Below are 23254 nucleotides of genomic sequence, written 5' to 3' on the forward strand. Positions count from 1 at the left end.
CGCCTTACAGTTTACGAGCAATCTCGCGAATCTCGTATGCTTCGATCTCGTCACCCACTGAGAAGTCATTGAATCCATCGAGTAAGATACCACACTCAAATCCAGTGAGGACATCAGCCACATCGTCTTTCATACGTTTGAGGTTTTTGATTTTCCCTTCCCAAGTGATCTCACCTGTTTCGCTGGAAATCACACGAACGTATGCTTGTTTGGTTACCTTACCGGATTTCACCATACAACCTGCGATGTTCCCCACTTTGGAGATTTTGAATACATCGCGAATTTCGACTTTACCAATGATGTTTTCCACTTTTTCAGGTTCGAGCATTCCTTCCATGGAAGCTTTCACTTCATTCACCACATCGTAGATGATGCTATAGTATTTGATTTCGACTTTTTCTTTCTCAGCAAGGGAAACCGTTTTCGGATTCGCACGAGTATGGAAACCAATCACGATTGCATTTGATGCTGAAGCAAGGATGATATCGGAATCTACAATCGCACCTGTTCCTGCATGGATCACATTGAGGCGAACATCTGCAGTCGAAAGTTTTTCAAGAGCTTCTTTGACCGCTTCTGTCGATCCACGAACGTCTGCTTTGATGATGACTTTGAGTTCTTTGAGGGCACCTTGTTTGATGATCTCACTCATATTGTCGAGTGTCACACGAGTGGCAGCATTTTTTGATTGGCCGAGTCTTTCATAATCTTGACGGCTATGAGAGATGGTTCGTGCTTCTTTGTCATCGATCACCACATCAAATGGAGCCCCTGCATCAGGAACTCCGTCGAGACCCGTTACAAGAGCTGGAAAGGATGGGCCCGCTTCTTTGATGGAACGACCAAGGTCGTCATACATCGCACGAACACGTCCTGCATGCACTCCCGCAACAAACGCATCACCCACACGGAGAGTTCCGTTTTGGATGAGAACCGTTGCCACAGCACCACGACCTGGATCGAGTTTTGCTTCTACAATGGTTCCTTTTGCTTTTCGTTTCGGATTGGCTTTGTGGTCTAAGAGTTCTGCTTGGATGATGAGCATCTCAAGGAGTTTATCAATTCCAATATTACTTTTTGCTGATATATCACAGAAGATGGTAGTTCCACCCCATTCTTCTGGTTGTAATCCATAATTCGAAAGTTCTTGTCTCACCTTTTCTGGGTTTGCTGCTGGAAGGTCAATTTTGTTGACCGCAACAATGATAGGAACTTCTGCTTCTTTGGCGTGGTTAATCGCTTCAATGGTTTGAGGCATCACCCCATCATCGGCAGCAACAACGAGGACAACAATGTCTGTCACAGACGCACCACGTGCTCTCATCGAAGTAAAAGCTTCGTGACCTGGAGTATCAAGGAAGGCGATTTTTCCACGTTCCGTTTCTACTTGGTAGGCACCAATGTGCTGTGTGATTCCACCAGATTCCCCTTCTGCCACTCGGGAAGACCGAATGGTATCGAGGAGTTTTGTTTTACCATGGTCAACGTGACCCATAATCGTGACAACTGGAGGACGAGTGATGTAATCTGCTGGATCGTCTTTTTCTTCCTCGATGACGGTTTCATCATAAAGTGAAACAATCTTCACCTTACAGCCGTAATCGTCAGCAAGGATGGAAGCAGTTTCGGCATCGATCACATTATTGATCGTTACCATCATCCCCATTTTCATGAGTTTACTAATCACTTCCCCCGGTTTGAGGTTTAGTTTTTTAGCAATCTCACCCACTTGGATGTTTTCTAAAATTGAGATTTCTTTTGGTACAGCGGCAAGAGCTGCTGCTTGTGCCTTTTGTTTACGAAAGGATTGTTTGAAAAACTTAGTGTTTTCATTTTCTTCCCTTCCGCCTTTTTCTTTATCGAATACTTTCTTTTTGGCACCACCTGGTCCACCTGCACCAGGAAGTCCTCCCGGAGGAGCACCGAACGGAGCATCACCTGGTGGTCTACCACTACCAGGTCCACCTTGGCCAATCGGTCTTGCACCACGGTTCCCTTGGTAACCACCACCTGGACCACCTTGGCCTGGGCCTCTGTTTCCTTGGTATCCGCCGCCCTGTCCTGGACCACGATTCCCTTGGTAACCACCACCCGGACCACCTTGGCCTGGGCCTCTGTTTCCTTGGTATCCGCCGCCCTGTCCTGGACCACGATTCCCTTGGTAACCACCACCCGGACCACCTTGGCCTGGGCCTCTGTTTCCTTGGTATCCGCCACCCTGTCCTGGGCCACGATTCCCTTGGTAACCACCACCTTGTCCATCTTGTCTTTGCGGACGTGGAGTCGTTGGTCGGCTTACAATGGGATTACGATCTTCTTTTCTAAAATAACCTTGGTTTCCACCACCTTGACCACCACCAGAACGGTAGTTTGGCGAAGATGTGTCCCCAGAAAGAATGGATTCCGGTTTGCGGTCCATCTGCGGTTTTTCTCTTTCGGCTTGCGGAAGAGGTTCCGGTTTTCTTTCAGGGCGAGATACAATCGGAGAGGCTTGGGAAGGAGCTTGCGGACCGGATCCGAGACCTTGTCGTTTAGCTTCTTCACGAATGAGTTCGTTTAAATCCTTTTTTTTGTCCCCACCAGAAGTGGAAGGTTGTTTCACTTCCGCCGCTTGTTGTTGGCCTTGGGAACTGGATTCTTTTTTCTCATCAGAAGGGGCCGCTTTTTTCTTGATGACAAGTTTTTTCTTGGTTTTGTCACCACTGGCTCCCTGCTGGAGGGTTTCTTTTATCGATTTTTGCTCTTCCATATTATGCCTTAAAACTTAACCCTCTTCTACCCATTCGATTGACTCACGTAACAGACGTAAAATTTGTTCTGCCGTGGTTTTTCCGATTCCGGAAATTTTCGAAAGTTCTTCCTGGCTGAACTCGAGAAGGGTTTCCACATTTTTGATCCCACCAGCCTCTAAAAGGCCAACGATTCTTGGTGTGAGACCCGGGATTTCAGAAAGAGGTGTGTAACCAGAATCTTCTTCCTCTTCTTCTTGTCCCGATTGGTTGTAATTGTCTTCCGATTCTTCCATTGCTTCTTGTTGTGCATTGAAAAGTCGGTCTAATTTTTCGCGTGCTTCAGGCGACGCGAGTTCTTGGTTGTATTGTGATACAGTTTTGATGTCGATTTTAAATCCCGAAAGTTGAGACACTAATTTGACATTGGACCCGTTGATCCCAATCGCAAGTGATAAAGATTCATCAGGAACAATCACTAGGGCGTCCCCACGTTTTCTATCCACATGCACTTCGACAGGTTTAGCAGGAGAAATCGCATTGGCGATAAAAACGCTCGGCTCATCGGAATGGAGGACAATGTCAATCCTTTCGTTTCCTAGTTCCCTAACAATCGCTTGGATCCGAACCCCTTTCATTCCCACACAAGCTCCCACTGGGTCAACATCAGACTTACTTGTGGTCACGACCACCTTAGTTCTGTAAGATGGAATGCGGGCAACATCTCTAATCTCGACAATCCCATCATACACTTCCGGGATTTCCATTTCAAAGAGTTTTTTCACAAAGTCACCAGAGGCACGGGAAAGTGTGATCACTGGCATTGGTTCGCGGGGCCTTAGTTCTACACGAGAAATGATGGCTTTGAGACGGTCCCCTTGGCGGTATTTTTCCCCAGGGTTTTGGTCTTTTTTCAGCATGATGCCTTCTACCTTACCTAGGTCGATGGACATGATGTCTTTTTTCCAACGTTGGAAGTACCCGTGTGTGAGTTCCCCTTCTTTGGATTTATATTCTTGGTAGAGTAATTCTTTTTCCATATCGCGGAGGCGTTGGAATACCATTTGTTTTGCTTGGCTCGAGAGTACCCTAGACAAGTCTTGTGGTTTTTCAAACACTCGGATTTGGTTTCCCACTTCAATTTTTGGATCGATTTTAACAGCATCTTCCAAAGAAATTTCTAGTGGGTTTGTTGTTTTCCCTTCTACGACATCGCGTAACACAGAGATGATGATTTCATTTTTATTGTCGGAACCAAATTCAACTTGGCAACGATCGTCGGTTTCCGCTTCTAAACCGACTTTTTTGCGATAGGCGGCAAGGAGTGAGTCGCGGATGACACCGTATACGAGATCTTTATCAAGAGATTTATCCTGACAGAATTGTTGGATGGCTTCGAATAGCCCAGTTTCTTTCGTTGCTTGTTTTGTCGCCATAGTCTTAAATTTCTAAATACAAATTTCCCTTTCGTATTTCTGCGATGGGCATAGATACCGATTTTTGGTTCTTTTTGTGTCGAGTTTTACGATCGTAAAGCGTAAGCTCAACGGAATCCCCCGAAACCGGTCCCAAACGAAATAATCGTTTGTCCCATTTCCCTGATTCCAGCGGCACTTCTAGTTTTGCTAAAAGTCCTTGGAAACGAATTAAATCCTCCGGCAAACGTAATACACGTTCTGCTCCCGCGGAGGAGACTTGGAGAGTGAAATCAAATTCCTCTCCCCATTGGTCCAGCTCCTCTTTGAGTCTCCTAGACACAGTCTCACAATCTTCTAAACTAGCAGAGCCAGTTTTGTCTGTGAGATGATCAAGTTCTATCTCAATGAGGGCGTGGTTTTTCCGATTCTGTACTTGGAGCGAAAAAAGCGCTAGAGGTGGAGCGAGAACTCGTAAAATCAGTTCTCTGATGTTTTCCTCGGTATATACCAAACCATATCCAAAGATTCCAATAGGAATCTGTATAAGAGACCAAAGCTCATGCTAAAATTTAGCACGTCTCTAGACAGGCTAGGAAAAGCGAGTTGTCCTGTAAATAAAAAATTAGGGAATGGATGTTGCACCATGAGACCCCTGTATTTTAGCCTCCTTCTTTTTGTTTCCGTTTCCTGCTTACGTTTTCGTGTTGAAAACCTAAAAGAAGAAATCCTCTTCCGAATCCCCCTCGGGGCGACAAATGAAACCTTTGAAGGTGTGGTGGTAAACCAGGTATTGACCAATGTTCCCTTAACCATCCCAACATCCTCGAATATCTCGGCCCTTGCCGACAACAAACAATCAGTCATCAAACTCTTTGATCGGAATGGTAGGCTCGATGCCACCATCGGAAACCCAGATTTCAAATCAGTCGCTGGGATCCCCCATTACCCATTTCGTTTTGGTGGGATCGGGATTGTGGCCATGAATGAAGACGGTGACCTCGTGGTCCAAAACCGAATTTCTTCCAAAGGGATGGAACTCCCACCTGGACAAGAGAATTTATACAAAACCTACAGTGGTGCTTTTTCCACACAAGGGACAACGGTGCTTCCTTCCTTTCTTGTGCAAATCACACAGAAAGGGGTAGTGAAATTTATGTTAGGTGCATCTGGAAAAAACTCAGAACCATTCCGTTACATTGAATCCATTTTACCAGGTGAAGGGGACAAATTATTCGTATACCATCGAATTGCAGAAGAGATGCGACTCTCCTATTTTGAAGAAGGAGAACTCAAAGGGAACTTAAAAGAATCTACTTTGGATGTTTTTAATAGTAATGATGCCAAAGAATATGACATCACTTTAGACAAACTTCTCCCCCACCCAGAAGGTGAGTATGTCCTCGGTTCTTTTAGTTATGATTCCAAAAAAGACAAACGGTTTAAATTTCGTCGTATTTACAGATTCCAATTTGATTCCAAACAATCTAAACTTTTAAAAGAAATCCAAGACCCTTCGGAGATTTTATTTTCCATCCGTAATAATGGTGAGTTCTACATCTGGGAAACCGAAGATGGTGGAAACTCAGTTCGCCTCCAAGTACATGACAAAGAAGGCAATCATATCAATAACAAACGAATTCCCTTTTCAAGCCCGAGAGGACAATGGAGAGAAACATACACGGATGCCTTTGATACCATCTATTCCGTTCGTATTCGAGCTGGTGCTTTAGAAGTGTATCGCTGGATTTAGATGAAACAAATCCCTCTTTTTACGAACAAAGAATCAAAAACCTTAGATTCATTGGCGATTTCAGCTCTCGGGTTTTCAGAACAAACTCTCATGGGTATGGCTGCTTTATCAGTGTTTCATGCCAATGAAGACCTTTGGAAAACAGCCGAATCTATATGGATTGTTTGCGGAAGTGGAGGAAACGGTGGAGATGGTTATGCACTTGCTCACACTCTGTTCCAAGAAGGATATGATGTTAAAGTTTACCAAACTTCACCAAACAAAAATATTGCGGGAAAATTTTATGAATCACTTGTCAAATCTACCTTAGGTTCGATTAGCGATTTACAAAAATTCGAAACTGATTTGGAAGTTGGAGAGGCAGATTCTGTTCTACTTGTAGATGCACTCCTTGGAACAGGATTCCAATCCCCTATCACATCGGAGCTAAAATCCACAATTGAAGCCATCAACGATTCCGATGTTATTTTTTACAGACTCTCACTTGATACACCAAGTGGATGGGATCCTTATCACTTAGGCAATCAATCCAAAGAGAATCCAATATTTGTCTATTCCGATTCCATTGAGGAACTTGGTACTCGCAAATGGGAAAATGTTGGGTATATTTATGAAAAAGATAACCTCATCCCAAGGTATTACGAATCCATTGGGTTTCCCATCCGCACCCATTTAACGGACGCTAATTTTTCCAAACGTTATTACTTAGAACCAGATCCAGAAAAAGCAATCCAAGTCCTAAAACGAAAAAACAAAGCTCATAAATACAGTGCAGGGTCTGCTATGTTTTATGGAGGTGGAGAAGGCATGGAAGGTGCCATCTTACTTTCAGAATCTGCCTTTTCCAGGTTAGGTGGAGGAATTTCAAAAGTATTTTCACCTTCAAAATCCATCACAAACTTAGTTTTAAAAGAGGATTTGTCTAAGATGGCATTGACCTCTGATTTTTTGTCAATGGTGAGTGATCCTTTTTTTACCAAAACCAAAACAATCGTTGTTGGACCAGGACTCACTTCTTATCCAAAAGGCCTGGAAGGATGGAAATTGGAACCTGGTAAAACTTTGGTTTTGGATGCCGGTGCCATTCCAAGCAACGGAACCAAACCTCCAATAGGCGACAGAGTGATCCTCACTCCACATGTGGGGGAACTAAACCGCATGACGGGAAAAATTCACAACTCCGTGCAGGAAGCCTTTGATACAATGATTGGATACACAAAAGAAAACCAAGTGTATGTTCTCTTAAAGTCATTCGTAAGCCTTCTTGTTTGCCCCGATGGAACAAGTTACGTATGGGAATCTCCGAATCCGAAACTGGCTACGATGGGAACTGGAGACCTACTTTCAGGAATCCTCGCACGTTATTTTAGTTTGGAGTTGAATTTGTCTGTACCGGAAGTGGTTTTACTTGCTTTATCGTTTTTAGACCAATCCAAACAATTTGAGGAACCCTACCCTACTGCAAACCAAATCTTAACATCACTTGTGGGAACATTGTAATGGGAAAAGGATACCACTCACGTTCACCGGAAGAATTCCGTGACTATCTAAAACAAATCAATGAGAAACATAAAAAAACTAGATGGAGGCAAATTGTCCTTTTTATTGATTTGGTTTTAGTTGTTCTTATTTTTTACATTGGATTCAAAGCTCTGAACCCAGGAAGTTTTCAAAATAGCACAAAGTCCGACAAACAAGTGGTAGATGGTTATCCTATATATTTGAGTTTATCACGAGAAGAAGACCCAACATACCAAGGTTATTTTTTATTCATTGAAAATCATACAAAATCAGAAACCAAAGTTCCATTTGCCACATGGAAATCTGAGTTTCGGATCAAAACCAAAAATGGTATTTTGTGTTTTTCGGAACCCATTGAATGGGAAGAAAGAACCATTCCTTCCGAAGCAAATGGATTTTTGTATCATTCGGTTTCCAAAGAAAGATGGAAGTCACTTGTTCCAGATTGCCGAAAGGAAATTTTTGATGAAGAAGCTTCTATCTTTCGTTCAAAGTTTCGTTCCCTTGATTTAGGGTTTTATGCACAAGTGGTGATCCATACAAATGATAGGTCTTACACCTTTCAAATCAAACAAAAACCTTATAAATGAACTTCTGGGTACTCCTCAGTATAACTTTCACCATTCACACCAGAATAAACGACTTTCCTTCCAATGAAATCAACATCATACCCGACCACACCGGCTTCCCAAGTTTCTTTTAAAAATTCAGGGAATGTACTTTCACCATTTTGGTCTTTGCGGAGTGCCTTGATTAAATTTACTTTTTGAAAAACAGGTATTTCATGAACACCAGATACAATGGGAGTTCCTTGTTGGAGAACAGAACCACCTTGCATCTGATAAATGGACTGACAAGACGGTAAGGTCCATCGGTTCATAATCACACCAGCTTGCCTTAAGACTTCAGCAAGGACAGGAAATCCACCGACCTTTGGTCGGATGGACATGGCATACTTTTGCGCTTCCGTAAGTTTTGTAACTAGGTTTGACATTCGTTGTTTCCTCATTCGATTGGGTTTGTATTTAAATTGAGTAAGTTCGTGAGTTTCATCAAAATTTTTCGAAGTTCCTTTTCTTCGAAAGGAGTTAAATGTGAAAAAAAGGCCTCATCATTTTCGTCAGCTATTTTTGCAAGTTTGGGAACCAGTGTTTTTCCCTGTTTAGTGAGTTTGATCTCCTGGTAGCGACGGTCACTTGTATCTTCTGTACGACTCACAAGTCCTTTGTGTAAGAGTCGATCGATGAGTTTGGAGACTGCCCCTCGACTGAGGCCCGTGATCTCCGCAACAACACTCGGTGATGTATATTTTTCATGAGAGTACATTTCCCTTAGGATCACCCATTCCGCGACGGTTACATCCAAATTGTTTAGTCTTTTGGCAAAAGAATGTGAAACTGCATTCGAAACCACTCGTAAATGGTAACCTAAATGGGATTTGAGATGGCTTGGTTCTACAAAATTTCCTTTCTGCATAAACAATACATAGTTTCCTAGGAAACTATTGTCAAGGAAATTATAGGGCCAATTTAGGATATATGTACTAGATACATACTGGACAAGGAAGAAAACGGATCGTTGATTTGACCGATTGTTTTCTTCCTTAGGTAAGGTTTATTTTACACAAACAACACAGTTTTGAACATTGTCGGCAAATTGAGTCATATACATCTCTCCTTGAGGGCCATAATTTGATCCACTGGAAGAAGGTGCGGTTGGACTTGTCGCTGACCGGATGTATGGTAATTGCATATAACCAGTGTAAGCAATATTCCATCCAGATGCACAAGAGGTTGTGCCCCATGCAACATAAGTAGCCCCAATTGCTACGTCTCCTCCGGCACCAGTTCCCATAAATGCTGACAATCCCAAAACTGCCATAAGTCCATTCTTAGCAGAATCGTTGTTTGTTTGATCATTCCAATTCTTTTTCCAATCTTCTTTTGACAACATCCAAAACCATAACCCGTGCATAGTATTTATCGTTTGCAGGTACTAGGTGCCAAGGAGCTTTTGGAGAGTCTGTTTTTTGGAACATTTCATTTGCGGCTTCTTCATACAAATGCCACTTGTCTCGGTTACGCCAATCTTCCTCTGTTAATTTCCATCGTCTGAGAGGATCATTTTTTCTTTCTTCAAATCGTTTGAGTTGTTCTTCCGAACTAATATGCAACCAAAACTTAATGATGATGGTTCCAAAACTCTGTAGTTGTTCTTCAAATAAAAAAATTTCTTCGTAAGCCCTTTCCCATTCAGAATCCTTAGCAAAACCTTCTACACGTTCCACTAAGACTCGCCCATAGTACGATCGATCGAAGATTCCAATTTGACCAATTTTGGGAATTCGATTCCAAAAACGCCAGAGGTAATGGTGTTGGATTTCTTCTTGGTTAGGAGCAGATATATTGTGCACTTCAAATAAACGAGGATCAATTTCTGAGGTTAACCGACGAATGGCACCACCTTTCCCTGCTGCATCCCAACCCTCAAAAACAATCAACACAGGTGTATCTTTCGTTTTTGCCAAAAAGGTTAATTCTCGAATTTTATTTTTTAATTCTTTCATTTGGATTTGGTATTCATCACGCGAAAGTGACAAACCGAGATCCAATTGATTCAAATTTAAGATCCGTGGTTTTGTAAGATTTTGTTTCATGGGATGAGTTCCATTCCGTGGTTGATCAATTGTAAGTTTGCTTTGGAATCAAAATTTAAGGTACGTTCCAATCGTTCCAAAATCGCTTCGAAAACTAAAAGTTTTGTATTCTCTTTTTGATCACTCGAAATGACAAACCAAGGTGAGTCAATTGTACGCGAAGAACTTAAGATCGAATCGAATATTTCAAAATAACGTTTGTAATGTTCTCCTTGGTCCTTGTCATAACTTGAAAGTTCCCAAACTTTTTTCTTTTTTTTAGCATCCTCAAATCTTTTTTTTTGTTCTTTTTTCGATAGATGCAAAAAGAATTTATGTACAATGATTTTATCTTTTGATAGGATTCGTTCTGTATTGAGAATTGATAACAGTCGGTGGTCATATTCAGCAATACTGATTTTTTTCTGGGATCTTAGATACGCCAAACGACTGTAATACGTATTTAGATAAAATAAAAATTCACCATACCTTGGTAATACTTTCCAAAAATTCCATAAAAAAGGATACCCTCTATCTTCCGATTGGTCTACATACGGAGAATAAACTTTGAATTTTCTTGGGTCCAGTCGAATGGTTAATGATTGTAAGATGGAACCTTTGCCCGTGGATGCATACCCTTCTAAAATAAAGATATGTGCGATTTTTTGGTTCGCACTTTCTCTTTGTAAAAGGAAAAAACGTTCTTGTAAACTCTCGATACCATCAAGCGAAGTATGAGGGATTTGGTTTGTGGGGTGTCTTTCTAAAATCACAAAGAAAAAGTCTAAAGTGATTTTTAAAAAACCTCCAACCTTTTTTTACATTGGCTTTGGAAATCCGGGCCCTGTTGCCTGAGCAATGTGGTCAATTCCTCGTGTTTGGCCTTCAAAACGTGGGATCAAATGGACATGTAAATGGGGGACTTTTTCTGCAATGGCAGTCATATAGACTTTCTCAGGATGAAAGGATCCTATCATCTCGATACCTTTGTGGAGAGCCCGACCATAAGCTTCCAGCTGCTCTAAACTGAGTCCACTCCAAGATTCTCCATGGCCTTTTAATTCTAAATATAGATAACCATCGAGGTTTTGGTTTGCTTTTCGTAAGATCCAGGATTCATTTTCGAACAGGATCTCCTCAGGATTTTTATGGGCTTGGCAGATTGGACAGTTCATCATTGCTCCCTATTTTGCCGATACTAAGGGAGATGAGAATCTATTTTTTTGTGCTCTTCATCTTTCTTTTCTCCCTTTTATCTCCTATTACTGCAGATGGAAACACGGAGAAACAAGACCCAATCACAGAATTATTACTCACGCTCTCAGAAGTTGTATTTTCGGATCCATTCCAAAAAGAAGAAATTGAAATTCGAAAACGACTCTTGGAAACAAACCAATCCGAAATTCGTGATCTACGTATCCGTTTGAAACAAACACTCCGCAATCGTAATATCCATAAAGAATCATTTGTAGCAGAAAAAAGAATTCCTTCGGAATGGGAAAAAGATTTAGAACAACTAGGAAATTTGGGCGGTTTCTTGTGGAAGGATGACCGAGGCACTATTTACCAATGGGGTGATTGGTCTGATTTTTATGAAGATGGATTTAGCAAAAACAAAATCAGACTCGAAGGCCAAATCCCCTCCTTTCCTTATGAAGGTGGAACCATTTATTTTTTCATTCGGAACCCACCTGGTTCTTATCCAATCCATTTTGATTTTATAGGGTGGGAAACTTCTTTTTATGCCTTTGGTGATGAAGGTTCCTTACGATACACCAACGATTTTGCTTTGGACCCTTCCGAACGTTTAGGCGAATTTCGAAAGAACTTTGATGCCATCCGCAAAAAAATCCCAGGATCCCTCTTGTTCCAAGCAAATGACTTAACCATCTTTCTTGTTCCAGGGAAACCAAGACCGATTTACTTTGTCTTTTTATTCTTACGAATCTTACTTGTGGTATGGACCATCCTACTCTTTCTCTACATTGTTCGAATGAGTTTTTCTTTTCCAAAAAATCAATTGCCCGAAGACACGGCCCACCTATCCTGACAATACATCCCAATCCCATGCCCTGGTAGTTCAACGGATAGAACATCGGTCTTCGGAACCGACAGTGGGGGTTCGATTCCCTCCTGGGGCACCAGTTAAACTTCAAAATTAAATCCAACTAACATAAACAATTCGGGAATCGAACAACAGATTGATTCTGCATTTGCACTTGCAAAAATATCGAAAATGGATTTCGTAATTTTTGGAACTGATTCCCGTTCCCTCCTAAAAAAATGAGTGAACACTCACTTTTTCTCTTGACTATTTGTACAATTCGTCCAGTTTCCTCCTCTTATGGGTTTTCGTGCTGTTGTTCGATTGGCAAAAAAAGGATTGTCTGTGTTCGTTATTGTCTGTTTGGGACTCACTGCCGGACTAAAAGGACAAGAAGCCATCCCTGAACCTGGTTGCATCAAAGACCCTCCACCTAAAAATCTTCCCTTCCCGATGGATGTTTCCAAACAACTTTGTAAAAAGGACATTGAAGACAAAAAAGATGGTTGGTATCCAACTGGACTTCCCCTTATCAATTCCGATCCAAATGAAGGGATCGGATACGGTGCAAGAGCTTACATCTACAATAATGGACCAAAAACTGATCCCCTTTTTCATTACACACCTTACAGAATGCGACTTTTCGCTCAGTATTTTAATACAAATAAAAATGCACAATACCATCAGATCAGTTTGGATATGCCTTTTATCGCCGACACACAATGGAGGTTACGTGCGGATGCATTTTTAACCATCACTCCAACAACCTTGTACTTTGGTATTGGTGAATCAAGCATGAGGTCCCTATCCTATTTAGAGAGGAACCAACCTTACAATCGTCAGGTGAACAATGCTAGTTTCGTCGACCAAGAAACCAATTTAACTTTTTATCGTCCAGGGACAAGTTCTGATCCTTTTTCTGTCGGCGGAAAAACTTTTTCAGGAATCCCACAAATGCCTGGTTATGTGGTGACAGACAGAATGTACAATCGGTATACCATTGAAACTCCAATGGCAACAGTGAGTGGAGAGAGATCATTTGTTGGTGGGACAGTTCGATTGGTATCGGGTTTAAAATTTTCAAACAATATCATTCGAACGTATGATGGGAAAATGGTACGAGGTGTGGATCCAACGTTTGACCAATTATCTGCAGAGGTTCCAAATGGAAAAACAAGACTTACAGAAGACCACGAAGGGAAAAAAATAATTGGTTACCAAGGTGGGTATGTAAACGCATTACGACTGGGAATTGTTTACGATACACGTGATTTTGAACCAGATCCTAATTCTGGAATTTTTGCAGAAGTAACTTACGAAAAACATAGTAAAGCTTTGGGGTCGGACTTTCAGTACCAAAAGTATTTTGCCCAAACAAAAATGTTTTGGAGCCCCTTTCCCAAGTTAGTTGATAAATTAGTTGTCGCAAATCGATTTGGACTTGGTGTTACAGAAGGAGATGCTCCTTTTTTCGAATATAGAAATATGTGGGGAACGGAAGGACTAGTGGGAGGACTTGGTGGACTGCGTACATTACGTGGATTCAAACAGGATCGTTTTGTTGGACGAGCGATGGGATGGGGAAATTCCGAAATACGATGGAAATTTGCCGAAGCAAAATTAGGTTCAGAGTTCTTTGCCTTTAATATCGTACCGTTTTTTGATTATGGAAGGGTTTGGGATGATGAACATAAAATTAACTTAAAAAATTATTTTTATTCCAAAGGGATTGGATTACGTATCGCATGGAACCAAGCAACCATCATTATGATTGATTATGCCAAATCAAGAGAAGACGAACAATTATTCGTAAACTTTAGTCACGTCTTTTAGATTTTGAAGAAATCGATCGTTTGTCTTAAATTAGAAGCTTTCTCGGACAACGCCGAACACAACTTATCAATATCGTTCACAAACTGATTTAGATATTCAGTACCTTCAGTAATGGTTGCTATACTTTTTGCAAGTTCTTCTGAAGTACTTGCCTGCTCATTGGTGTTTTGTTCAATTTCCATTGCAGACATTGTCAATTTTTCAATATTCTCTTTTACATTTTTCACAAGTTCCAATTGTTGTTTTGTCATGTCACTTGATTGTTTGATCAGTTCAATTGTGGTGTGGACAGACTTCCCAATTTGAGTGAAGGTTTTTTCTGTATTGGATACGGCAAGTCTTCCTGATTTTGTAGAAGAGGAAGCTTTTGATACTGCTTCCAGAATTCGATTTGTATTGGAAAGAGTTTGTTCCCCTAATTTCGAAATTTCACTGGCAACTACTGCAAATCCTCTTCCTGCATCCCCTGCTCTTGCCGCTTCAATCGAAGCATTGAGAGATAATAAACCAATTTTATCTGAAATTTCGCCAATCACCTGGATTACATTTGATGTGTTTTCGACACTCAATTCTATATCAGACATAGCAACTAAGGTAGAATGAAGTGCTGATTGTCCCAACTTCGTTTCCTCTTCCATTTGTTTGGTTTCGGTTTGTGTTAAGTTCATCATATCATGGATGGATACAATCGAAGACTCCATATCGATTACTAAGTCTTGTGCATCTTTAGTAATATCATGTTGTTTTTTGGCTCCAAAAGCCGTAGAACGAATGCTTGCTGACATTTCCTCAACACCTGCTGACATCTCTTCCGAAGACGAAGCTTGTTCCATCATTGCCTGGGTTAATCCTTGGGTTTGTGTTGCAATGATCTTTGCATCCGAATTCACTTTATCTGACTCTTCAATGACAGTGGATGTAATTTTTCGGATGCTTGTGATGAAAGAATTGAGAGAAATAGATCCATGCCCTAGTTCATCCGTAGAAATGATGGGAACGGATTCACTTAAATCCCCACTTGCTAAAGATTTATAACGATTTGCCATTTGGATGGTATTAAACTTCATTGCTTTTACAAAAAGTGAGGTGAGTACAAATATATTGATGGTGATAAATGCTGCCATCAACACCAAAGTCACTTCTGCATTTTGGATTTGTACAAATTTTGTTACTTCCGCTAAAAGAAGGTATCCTAATGCAGTGAGTGTCATACTAAATACAGCAGACATTGTAAAAAAGATTCGTGCGTAAATTCCAACCTTCGGAATCATATCAGCATTTAACGGCAAATCTTTTAACTCAGGTGTAATTAAAACTTCTGAAATCACTAGTTCACTTAAAAAAAAGTGTGAAACACCTAATACTGGATATATGAGAATTGGCAAAATGACATAAGGAAGGTATTCCGCGAGCGTTGGAGTAAAAAATTGAAATGTGACAAAAGCAGCAAATGGAATTCCGAAACTCCATTGAGTCAAAAAATATCCCAAATTATGTTTTGGAAATTTCAAAAGTGTTAATTTGATCTTTTGTTTTTCTTCGAGTGATAACGATTGAAAGAAATCAGGAATGGTATTTGTGAGTAATTTTTTAAGTCTTATGAAACGAATGGTAGGGATAACATAAGAGGTAAAAAGTGCAATGGTTGCACCTAATACAACTAGCACCGACTTATCGAATGAATAAACACCTGCAATGACAATAAATAAGACTGCAGTTGGTACAGCAAGCACCGCTGTCAGTAATTCTAATCCGATTGTCAATCGCCAACATAAAGATTTAATTTTGGCTTCATTCATTTCCGCTTTTTCCTTTTTCAGGACAGTGTAGGAAAAGCGGAGAATCGTATAGTATTATTTTGAAGTACGCGTATAAACGCCATCCCAGCCGACAGGTGGTGGGTTTTGGAATAGAGTTTGGCAACGTTTGATGAGCAAGTGGCTACTCACATCTTCTTTTCCTAATATTTTAGAAACATTCTTAAAATGTTCGATGGCAACTTCCCAATTTCGTTTTGAGTATTCGGAAAAACCTAACTCATACTCTTCGAATGCTTTTACAGACATTGGGGAGATTTCATTTTTAAATGATTCTAAACTATAGATTTTCACAGGTGCTTCTTTTCCCTTTACACGGATCCAATCTAAAAATCGAAAGGAAAATGTATCCCGACAAGCTAATTCAATGTTTTCTGATACCAAAATCGAAACACCATAATCTTTGGCAGCGGCTTCTAACCTCGCAGCTAAGTTAACAGTATCACCCATCATTGTGTAGGATGCCAAACTATCTGTTCCCATAAATCCAACTTTAGCCAAACCACAATTAAGACCGATACGAAATACCATAGCACGTGCAAGTGGTGTGTAATCCCCTCTTTCATTCCATTCTTTTCTTAACACTTCCAACTCTTTCACCATCTCAAGAGCTGTTTTACAAGCAAGTTTTGGGTGTTCCTTGTTTTGTATGGGTGCACCGAATATTCCTACAATTGCATCACCTATGTATTTATCCAAAGTTCCGGAATTGGCTTTTAAAACATTGGTCATAACAGAAAGGTATTCATTTAATAACTTTGCTAAATCTGTTGCACTTAACTCTTCACTAATGGATGAAAATCCAGCTACATCTGAAAAAAATGCAGTGATTTCCCACTCCCCTCCTTGTTTTAAGGATTCCATATTCTCGAGAGCCACACTTACCACTTCTGGATCGACTAAGTTCCGTAAGATGTGATTGAATTTTCTTTTTTCCTTTCCTTCAGTGTAAGTTAAATAGGCAAATCCAAGTAAGTAAGAAACTGGGAAACCAAATACGAACGAATAAGTAGACAACACATAATCCATCCGATAAAGGAAATAAAACAATCCGATAAACAAAGAGATTGCAAATACTGGATAAAGATTCTTCAATAAATGCCATTGGTTAATGAATAAAACAAGAACACCAACAAACAGAACTAAGATTGTAAATACAAACCCATACGTCACAGGTAATTCTTTTAATAAATGCCCTTCTATTAAATTCGATGCGAACACAGCCTGTGCAATCACACCAGGAAACAATCCGTGCGGGGTAACAACATCATCATGTGTGGCAGCAGCTGATGTACCAATGAGGACAATTTTATTTTCAAAGAGTTTGGGAGGAACAAGGAGAGTGTTTGGATCTTCCACCTCACCAGTGTTTAACTTTTCCAATGATTCGATGATCCCTGCAGCGGAATACCTCGGAATATTTCTCAACTCTTCTTCTGTATAAAAATAAGCTCTGACTAGGCCATCCCTTCCGACGGGAATGATGCGTTTTGATCCCTCTTTTTCTAAGTATACATTAAAATCTTTAGTTTCTACCTTGTAAGTTCCGCCTAACGAAAACGCTTGCAAAGCTAAGGTTGGAAAATACAATCCATTCCAACGAACAAAGGGAGAAAATCTCCTTAAAATTCCATCACTATCAGAAATCACATTCACCACATGGACCATCGGTGCTGTTTCTGCAATTTGACCGATGGGAAAGGAAGCATTTTCATAGTTTGGGAAAGGAATATTTGTATTTAATGGAACGCTGAATTTTTGACTAATGACCTCGATACTTTTTCTTGGAATCACAATCCCGCCATTTCGGAAATTGGCAGCATGCGATATCTCCCCCAAACTTTCGTTTGCGATAACCAATGCATCATCATAATCTGACCTTTCTGTGAACATGATATCGATGATTGTAAATTTAGGCGGAGTGAGAAGTTTTGTGTATCCGATGAGAGTGGGATAAATATGCCGTTTCCAAGGCCACTGTCCAAGTTCAGGATGGTCAGCATATTTGGCAATACTCTGTTCATCGATATCAATAATCACAATGTCTTTTGAAAATGTATGATGGGAAGGTAAAAGGTGAAACAAAGCATCCGACAATTTACGATCTAATGTCGTAGAAAATCGAAAAAAGGAAATGAAAGTAGTGAGTAAAGTCGGAATCACCACCATTAGAAAAATCGGGAATAGTATTTTATTTTGTTTCATTTGTTGTTAATCGTTTTTTGTAATCACTCCATCGGTCAATGATGACAGGAGATCCTTCCATAGAAACCGAAGATTCAATAAACACGAGTTTTGCGATTCTCAAATTTGTATCAGGATGTGTTTTTTTCATAAGGTCAGTACCTTCTGATTTGGACATTGTATTCAAATAACTAGACAAACCAAGTGGTGAATATCCCACCTGAGAAACAAGACCAACGGCTGCCTCATCCGCTTCCAATTCCACCTTAGCATCTCGGCCAGTTTCAAAAAATTGTTTTTCCATTTCGCTTATCGCAGTTGCCATCGCTGTGTTGACAACCTCACTGCCTGGAGGAGATAATAAGCCAGATAGAATATCAACAAATACATTTGATTCTTTGAATTCTCCATTATGAAATAAGATCACATGGCCCATTTCATGTGCAATGATACCAGCTAACTCAGCTTCTGTTTGGATTTTTTTTAGAGTGCCTGTAGTGATAAACAAATAACCACCAGGACAGGAAAATGCATTTACCTCCTGTGAATCGATGATCCCAACCCGAAATTCCAAATCCTTACGGGAAGAAACAGAACCTAACTTTGATGCGATGGAATTGAGATACCTCGTGAATTCTAAATCACGAACCAAATTATACTTTTTCAAAAGCCTTGCTGCAAGCGAACGGCCCATCTTCACTTCTGCTTTTGTTTCCCCAAGTACAGGCAATCCAGAATTAGATGAGAATGAAAAAAAACTCGGACTTTGTGTGATCCCAGTCTTATTTATTTCCTTAGGAGATGTTTCTTCAAAGGCCAATGGTACGGATTCGAGCCAACGTAAAGATTCAAAATCGTACAAGTCTCCTTCTCCACGCACTCTCATTTTCTGAGTTTCTGAGAGTCCTCTTGCAGCAGCGGTTTTTGTGAAATCAGAGGCACGTTGTCTTGCGACAACGGCTTCCGATGAATTAGAAGTGATCCCTAATTTCATTTGGGTTCCAGGTGGGAGTGGAGATACAAATAATTTTGAGACCCAACCTGTTTTCTCTTCGACTCGAACTTGGACAAAAAGTCCTTGTTCGGTGATAGGCGTTAGTACTTCTCCTATTTTTAAAAGACTTCCTTCTGCATTTAACTTAGGTTGTGAAAGTAACTTTGCTTTGTTGCTTTGCACATAAACATTTCCTTTTGCAAGGAGTGAAACACTGACAAAAAGCAATAAATAGGATAAAGTGTTATACTTCATTACCAATGAGTGTTGGGTCTCATCAATCTTTGAAAACTCTTTTTTTAATTTTGACTTTCGAATTGACAATTCCTATCCATCCATTGTTATGAACGGGCAATGAAACATTTTTTTCTACTTCTCATCATATTGTTTATGACGTTCGAAGGTTGTAAAAAAGAAAAAGATGAAAGTAATACGCTCAGTGCATTAGCCACTCGGTTTTTCATTCGTACATTATTTTCTTCCAATATCAATACAGAACTCCCATCCAATTTAAGTGTGGCTGTGCCAAGGTCTATTCGGAAACCTTCGAGCGGTTTAGGTGCAAGTTTTCTGCGCCAAAACCGTTCTACCAAAATGGCTTTTTCTAATAAAGGAATCGCACAAGATACTTTGGATTATGGATTTACAGGACAAAATTTTTTAACAGAAGGTACAAGTATTGTCGCTGAGATATTAAGAGATTCTAAAAAAGACTTAGTACTCATCAGCGGATCTTATCTCATTGCCAAAGCAAGTCCGGGAGTTTGTATTCCCGGTGGATCGGGAACCGTGCGTATCACCCAAAGTATGGAAGAAGAGTTCCTGGAAGGGATTGAAAGGCTAGGTCTGAGTCCCGAAGAAGCAAGAGGTGAACTAGTAAGTCTGCAAAACGAAGGGATTTTGCCATTTACGGGACAATCAGTGCCTACACCTGCGATGGTTTACAAACGTTTGAGTAATGACGAATATGATGTTGAAATTGAATATTCCTTTGCCGATGCCATAGGAACCCCCCAACCTTGTCCTTCCAATAATAAATTCCAAAAGGCAATCAAATTCAAAACAGATAAATCAAAAGTTTTTAGTTCCATCAATCGTTCCTTAAAAGTATTTGGAATTTCTTTAAGTGTAGAAGCATCCATCACTTACATCACACAAGCTGGAAAAAAAGACAAAGCCATCCTCAATATCAAACAAGTGACAAGTGGTTCTGGGAATACAGACAAATCCACAACACGATTTACCTTCGAAGAATGTGAGAAGGATACAAGTGCCAATGCAAATAATTGTGTCACATTAAATTATAGCAATGTTTACGATGACGCTGCTGGGAATAAAGTCACCACCTCAGTCAAAGGTAGAACCAATGACTTAGGTGGGTATGTCCTGACTGAATACATTGACAATGGCAACAACTACGAATACTACTTAACCGAAACTTATGATCCGAATGGTGACATCACTTATTTTGCCGTGGATTATTATGACATCGGCACTCCAGCTAACGATGATTATGAAGAATTAGGTGTTCTTGATACAGACCTCTACGGCGAGTTCATCGAAACGACGTATACCTTTGAATGGGATGCTTATGTTGATTTTACAACTGCACTCCCAGGAGGAGGAATTGGCCAAGGAGCTGGGTTTACTGAATATGATGCTTATGTTATCATGCCGGCTGGAGTTGATCCAAATATATATCCAGATGAGTATATAGGTTGGGGAGAATTTTATAATAATGTCAATAGTGGTGGTCCCGTTTATTATGTAGACTTTTATGGGACAGCCAATCAAATTCCTTCGGCTGTTGTCTGGCGGTATGCTATAGATACAAACGGAAACGAAGTATATACAGTTCGAGCAAATACTGTTGTTCAAATCTAATTGAAGTTCGTATATTTGAAACTAAACAAAAAGAAATCTATATGTTAATCATTAAAAAAAAACCTAACAACTGCTCAAATACACTTAAGAAATTAATCAATCGATTTATTTTATTATCGAGTATCTGCCTATCACCTGTCTCACTTTTCCCATCTGAACCATTTAACAACATACAAGGGTTTTACGGGGAAAGAGCGGCTGGACTGGCAGGAGCGTTTACTGCCATTGCTGACGACCCATCGGGAGCCTATTACAATCCAGCAGGACTAGGGTTTACTCATAATGATGGGATATCTATTTCTGCAAGTAACTTTAAAGATGTGAAACGTAGTTATATCAATATAGACACACCAGGCCAAAGATACAACCAAACCCACCAAGGATTTGATCCCAATTTCATTGGCCTACTCAAGAACTTTGATCGATGGAAGTTTGCCTTTTCAATTGTGAATACTTATAACTATTCCTACAATCGAGTGGATCAGGTGAACTACCCTCTTGTTTCTCCTTCCATCAATTCGACACGAAATTATACAAAAGAACGTTATAACCAATTATTAGTTGGTCCCAGTTTGGCATACCTTCTCAATGATAAACTTTCTCTTGGTGCCACTCTTTATTACATGAATGATACGAAGGAAGTTTCGAGAACCCAATTCCAACAATTCTCGGATCTAAGTTATGTAATGCGCTCTTATGTAGACAATCGTCGCACATCTGGACTTATGCCAGTCCTTGGTATCCAATACCAACCGAATCCTAAACTCTCTCTTGGATTTAGTTATCGTCGTATTTTTGTTACTGGTGGGGATCGTTTGTTCAATGAAGTTTATGTAGATTCTACACGTAGACCGGGTTCCTCTGCTGTTGACTTCATTGAAGGGACTGGGGGCGGTGCCTCCTCCATTGAACAAGGAGTCTTAACACAAAAACCAAAACTTGTCACCTCCATTCCGCAAACACAAGAAATGCGATTTGGAGTCGCCTTTTTCCCAACGGCAAGATTTTTAGCTTCCTTTGATATGATTCACACCTCTGGTTATAAAGTCAGAAGGAACCAAGATGAAATTAGTACCTTCGGTCGACGTGTCACTTACACAATCAATGATACAGAGGTGAGAGAACTAACTCGGTATTCCACAACGAATTTTGCTGCTGGAATGGAATACTATTTGGCTGACACATTTTCTGTATTAGGTGGAATTTACACAAACGAACCCAATACAAAACCAATCTCATGGACAGAATCAGCAGTTGATTTATACCTTCAAAATACATTTGGTAACCAAGTTACTGCGACTTCTGGCGATGCGAGTTTGATTTACAAAGTTGCTCGGTCAGGAACAAATCCTCGAAATGAATATTCAAGGAACAAAGGATTCAGTTTGGGTTTTTCATGGGTAACTTCCAAATCATCAGTTTCGGTTACCTACATCCGTGAAACGGGGTACGGAAATTCTAGGATCGACCCAAATTCATTGGCACAATCCTTCGAATATATGGCTCAGTCTATTTACATCATGGTCAGTTCCAGGAATTGATCATTTTTTCTTAGATTTGGATTGGAAAAAATCTTTAGCATCATCATAACCCTGTATTAGCAGTTTTTCAGCTTGTTCTTTCTTAAAATTAAGTATGCTACCAAAACCTAACATTTGTTTTGGAGCTATAACTGAAATTTTAGCACTTGTAAATTGTGTCCGTAGGTTTAGGAAAAAATTTTCAATCGCAGTGAGACCATTGATCACAGATTTTCTGTATTCTAATCCTTGTTCGACACTCTTATAGGAACCAAGTAAGTAGAGTTCAAATAACCTTTCTAATGCCTCATCCTTTGTAACAGGTGTTTCCATAATCGCCGAACCCCCAACAGGTGAAAGTAATACCACAACGATATCGGAAGCTTCATGAGTTAACGCTGGTAAGATCGGAGTATTTGCCATCACTCCACCATCCCAATAAGGTTCTCCATCAATCATCTGCCATGGAAAAATCATCGGAATGGCTGAAGAAGCAAGTAGATGTTCGATCCGAAGTTTCGGATTCTCAAAGAATTTAAGTTCTGATGTTAAAATATTAACGGCTGAAATGATTACCTTTGTTTTTGACTCGTTTAATTGACTAAAGTCTAAATGTTCATGGATGAATTTTTTTAATGGGTAAGTTTCAACCAATGGATAGTATTTTCTTCGGAACAAACCTTTCATCATATTCCATACCGAATAACGCATGATATGTTTTTGATTCAATTTTAACCATAGGTCGGATAATTTTTTTGAATCCATCCCAGAACCAATGGCACATGCATTGATCGCTCCAACAGAAGTTCCACAAATAATGTCCGGCTTCCAATTGATTTCTTCTAAATATCGTAATACACCTGCTTGGTAGGCACCTCTGGCACCACCTCCAGATAAAACCAATGCTTTCTTTTTTGCCATAGTA

The 23254-nt window shown here is 40.1% G+C and carries 20 protein-coding genes and 1 tRNA gene; 8 read left to right on the forward strand and 13 right to left on the reverse strand.

Going from position 1 to position 23254, the window contains the following annotated elements; all coding sequences use genetic code 11:
- Positions 1-4: 4 nt before the first annotated feature.
- From infB to rimP, 3 genes are read right to left on the reverse strand one after another with little or no spacing between them, the layout of a single operon-like run.
- Entirely contained in the window at positions 5-2749 is a 2745-nt protein-coding gene (gene infB / locus ND855_RS09070; protein ID WP_265358071.1) for a translation initiation factor IF-2, read from the reverse strand.
- 15 nt (positions 2750-2764) lie between these two features.
- Entirely contained in the window at positions 2765-4165 is a 1401-nt protein-coding gene (gene nusA / locus ND855_RS09075; protein WP_100718894.1) for a transcription termination factor NusA, read from the reverse strand.
- 4 nt (positions 4166-4169) lie between these two features.
- Complete coding sequence (gene rimP, locus ND855_RS09080) at positions 4170-4658, reverse strand: ribosome maturation factor RimP (RefSeq protein WP_238760995.1); 489 nt, start codon at positions 4656-4658, stop codon at positions 4170-4172.
- Between the two features lie 132 nt (positions 4659-4790).
- Here rimP and ND855_RS09085 point away from each other — a divergent pair, with 132 nt between their 5' ends.
- Genes ND855_RS09085 through ND855_RS09095 form a run of 3 tightly spaced genes read left to right on the forward strand, consistent with a single transcriptional unit; the run spans position 4791 to position 8008 of the window.
- A complete protein-coding gene (locus tag ND855_RS09085) occupies positions 4791-5897 on the forward strand; it encodes an LIC_12708 family protein (protein WP_265358072.1) in 1107 nt (368 codons plus the stop codon).
- Positions 5898-7397: an NAD(P)H-hydrate epimerase gene (locus ND855_RS09090; RefSeq protein ID WP_265358073.1), complete on the forward strand. Its 1500-nt coding sequence runs from the start codon at positions 5898-5900 to the stop codon at positions 7395-7397.
- Positions 7397-8008, forward strand: coding sequence for a hypothetical protein (locus ND855_RS09095; protein WP_265358074.1), 612 nt, complete (start codon positions 7397-7399; stop codon positions 8006-8008). Before ND855_RS09090 ends, ND855_RS09095 begins: the two co-directional genes overlap by 1 nt.
- Here the strand turns inward: ND855_RS09095 and ND855_RS09100 are convergent.
- From ND855_RS09100 to ND855_RS09125, 6 genes are all read right to left on the reverse strand, one after another.
- Positions 7999-8412, reverse strand: a complete 414-nt coding sequence (locus ND855_RS09100; RefSeq protein ID WP_265358075.1) for a DUF1398 domain-containing protein — start codon at positions 8410-8412, stop codon at positions 7999-8001. The genes ND855_RS09095 and ND855_RS09100 overlap by 10 nt on opposite strands.
- An 11-nt stretch (positions 8413-8423) precedes the next feature.
- Entirely contained in the window at positions 8424-8894 is a 471-nt protein-coding gene (locus ND855_RS09105; RefSeq protein WP_265358076.1) for a MarR family winged helix-turn-helix transcriptional regulator, read from the reverse strand.
- A 138-nt stretch (positions 8895-9032) separates the two neighbouring features.
- Positions 9033-9371 (reverse strand): hypothetical protein, encoded by a 339-nt coding sequence (locus tag ND855_RS09110; protein ID WP_265359430.1) that lies wholly within the window; start codon positions 9369-9371, stop codon positions 9033-9035.
- Positions 9334-10074, reverse strand: coding sequence for a UDP-galactose-lipid carrier transferase (locus ND855_RS09115; RefSeq protein WP_265358077.1), 741 nt, complete (start codon positions 10072-10074; stop codon positions 9334-9336). Before ND855_RS09115 ends, ND855_RS09110 begins: the two co-directional genes overlap by 38 nt.
- Entirely contained in the window at positions 10071-10826 is a 756-nt protein-coding gene (locus tag ND855_RS09120; RefSeq protein WP_265358078.1) for a polyphosphate kinase 2 family protein, read from the reverse strand. Before ND855_RS09120 ends, ND855_RS09115 begins: the two co-directional genes overlap by 4 nt.
- Positions 10827-10871: 45 nt before the next feature.
- Positions 10872-11228, reverse strand: coding sequence for an HIT family protein (locus ND855_RS09125; RefSeq protein ID WP_291880596.1), 357 nt, complete (start codon positions 11226-11228; stop codon positions 10872-10874).
- 32 nt (positions 11229-11260) lie between these two features.
- Here ND855_RS09125 and ND855_RS09130 point away from each other — a divergent pair, with 32 nt between their 5' ends.
- The 3 genes from ND855_RS09130 (at position 11261) to omp85 (ending at position 13930) form a co-directional block, all read left to right on the forward strand.
- Positions 11261-12103 carry a hypothetical protein gene (locus ND855_RS09130; protein WP_265358080.1) on the forward strand — a complete coding sequence of 281 codons (843 nt, stop codon included), beginning with the start codon at positions 11261-11263 and terminating at the stop codon, positions 12101-12103.
- A gap of 19 nt (positions 12104-12122) precedes the next feature.
- Positions 12123-12197, forward strand: a tRNA-Arg gene (locus tag ND855_RS09135).
- A gap of 200 nt (positions 12198-12397) precedes the next feature.
- Positions 12398-13930: an Omp85 family outer membrane protein gene (gene omp85, locus ND855_RS09140; RefSeq protein WP_265358081.1), complete on the forward strand. Its 1533-nt coding sequence runs from the start codon at positions 12398-12400 to the stop codon at positions 13928-13930.
- On the opposite strand, the gene ND855_RS09145 is transcribed toward omp85, so the two are convergent.
- The 3 genes from ND855_RS09145 to ND855_RS09155 are packed head-to-tail and all read right to left on the reverse strand — an operon-like array spanning position 13927 to position 19180.
- Positions 13927-15729: a methyl-accepting chemotaxis protein gene (locus tag ND855_RS09145; RefSeq protein WP_265358082.1), complete on the reverse strand. Its 1803-nt coding sequence runs from the start codon at positions 15727-15729 to the stop codon at positions 13927-13929. The two genes, omp85 and ND855_RS09145, sit on opposite strands and share 4 nt — an antisense overlap.
- Positions 15730-15783: 54 nt before the next feature.
- On the reverse strand, positions 15784-17952 hold the full coding sequence (locus ND855_RS09150) for an adenylate/guanylate cyclase domain-containing protein (RefSeq protein ID WP_265358083.1): 2169 nt from the start codon (positions 17950-17952) through the stop codon (positions 15784-15786).
- On the reverse strand, positions 17939-19180 hold the full coding sequence (locus ND855_RS09155; protein ID WP_322113566.1) for a M48 family metalloprotease: 1242 nt from the start codon (positions 19178-19180) through the stop codon (positions 17939-17941). Before ND855_RS09155 ends, ND855_RS09150 begins: the two co-directional genes overlap by 14 nt.
- 99 nt (positions 19181-19279) lie before the next feature.
- On the opposite strand from ND855_RS09155, the gene ND855_RS09160 reads away from it, so the two are divergent.
- Together ND855_RS09160 and ND855_RS09165 are read left to right on the forward strand one after the other, a co-directional pair.
- Positions 19280-20809: a hypothetical protein gene (locus ND855_RS09160; protein WP_265358085.1), complete on the forward strand. Its 1530-nt coding sequence runs from the start codon at positions 19280-19282 to the stop codon at positions 20807-20809.
- Between the two features lie 41 nt (positions 20810-20850).
- The gene (locus ND855_RS09165; RefSeq protein ID WP_265358086.1) at positions 20851-22350 is read left to right on the forward strand and encodes an OmpP1/FadL family transporter; all 1500 of its coding nucleotides are present in this window, start codon (positions 20851-20853) and stop codon (positions 22348-22350) included.
- On the opposite strand, the gene ND855_RS09170 is transcribed toward ND855_RS09165, so the two are convergent.
- Positions 22351-23250 carry a patatin-like phospholipase family protein gene (locus tag ND855_RS09170; protein WP_265358087.1) on the reverse strand — a complete coding sequence of 300 codons (900 nt, stop codon included), beginning with the start codon at positions 23248-23250 and terminating at the stop codon, positions 22351-22353.
- Positions 23251-23254 lie beyond the last annotated feature (4 nt).

It is taken from the genome of Leptospira paudalimensis, from assembly GCF_026151345.1.
Taxonomy (GTDB): Bacteria; Spirochaetota; Leptospiria; order Leptospirales; family Leptospiraceae; genus Leptospira_A; species Leptospira_A paudalimensis.

What these genes read in the sequence shown, in the direction of transcription:
- infB (WP_265358071.1), bottom strand. Translation starts at nt 2,749, where the DNA reads ATGGAAGAGCAAAAATCGATAAAAGAAACCCTCCAGCAGGGAGCCAGT.
- nusA (WP_100718894.1), bottom strand. Translation starts at nt 4,165, where the DNA reads ATGGCGACAAAACAAGCAACGAAAGAAACTGGGCTATTCGAAGCCATC.
- ND855_RS09085 (WP_265358072.1), top strand. Translation starts at nt 4,791, where the DNA reads ATGAGACCCCTGTATTTTAGCCTCCTTCTTTTTGTTTCCGTTTCCTGC.
- ND855_RS09090 (WP_265358073.1), top strand. Translation starts at nt 5,898, where the DNA reads ATGAAACAAATCCCTCTTTTTACGAACAAAGAATCAAAAACCTTAGAT.
- ND855_RS09095 (WP_265358074.1), top strand. Translation starts at nt 7,397, where the DNA reads ATGGGAAAAGGATACCACTCACGTTCACCGGAAGAATTCCGTGACTAT.
- ND855_RS09100 (WP_265358075.1), bottom strand. Translation starts at nt 8,412, where the DNA reads ATGTCAAACCTAGTTACAAAACTTACGGAAGCGCAAAAGTATGCCATG.
- ND855_RS09105 (WP_265358076.1), bottom strand. Translation starts at nt 8,894, where the DNA reads ATGCAGAAAGGAAATTTTGTAGAACCAAGCCATCTCAAATCCCATTTA.
- ND855_RS09110 (WP_265359430.1), bottom strand. Translation starts at nt 9,371, where the DNA reads ATGTTGTCAAAAGAAGATTGGAAAAAGAATTGGAATGATCAAACAAAC.
- ND855_RS09115 (WP_265358077.1), bottom strand. Translation starts at nt 10,074, where the DNA reads ATGAAACAAAATCTTACAAAACCACGGATCTTAAATTTGAATCAATTG.
- ND855_RS09125 (WP_291880596.1), bottom strand. Translation starts at nt 11,228, where the DNA reads ATGAACTGTCCAATCTGCCAAGCCCATAAAAATCCTGAGGAGATCCTG.
- ND855_RS09130 (WP_265358080.1), top strand. Translation starts at nt 11,261, where the DNA reads ATGAGAATCTATTTTTTTGTGCTCTTCATCTTTCTTTTCTCCCTTTTA.
- omp85 (WP_265358081.1), top strand. Translation starts at nt 12,398, where the DNA reads ATGGGTTTTCGTGCTGTTGTTCGATTGGCAAAAAAAGGATTGTCTGTG.
- ND855_RS09145 (WP_265358082.1), bottom strand. Translation starts at nt 15,729, where the DNA reads ATGAATGAAGCCAAAATTAAATCTTTATGTTGGCGATTGACAATCGGA.
- ND855_RS09150 (WP_265358083.1), bottom strand. Translation starts at nt 17,952, where the DNA reads ATGAAACAAAATAAAATACTATTCCCGATTTTTCTAATGGTGGTGATT.
- ND855_RS09155 (WP_322113566.1), bottom strand. Translation starts at nt 19,180, where the DNA reads ATGAAGTATAACACTTTATCCTATTTATTGCTTTTTGTCAGTGTTTCA.
- ND855_RS09160 (WP_265358085.1), top strand. Translation starts at nt 19,280, where the DNA reads ATGAAACATTTTTTTCTACTTCTCATCATATTGTTTATGACGTTCGAA.
- ND855_RS09165 (WP_265358086.1), top strand. Translation starts at nt 20,851, where the DNA reads ATGTTAATCATTAAAAAAAAACCTAACAACTGCTCAAATACACTTAAG.
- ND855_RS09170 (WP_265358087.1), bottom strand. Translation starts at nt 23,250, where the DNA reads ATGGCAAAAAAGAAAGCATTGGTTTTATCTGGAGGTGGTGCCAGAGGT.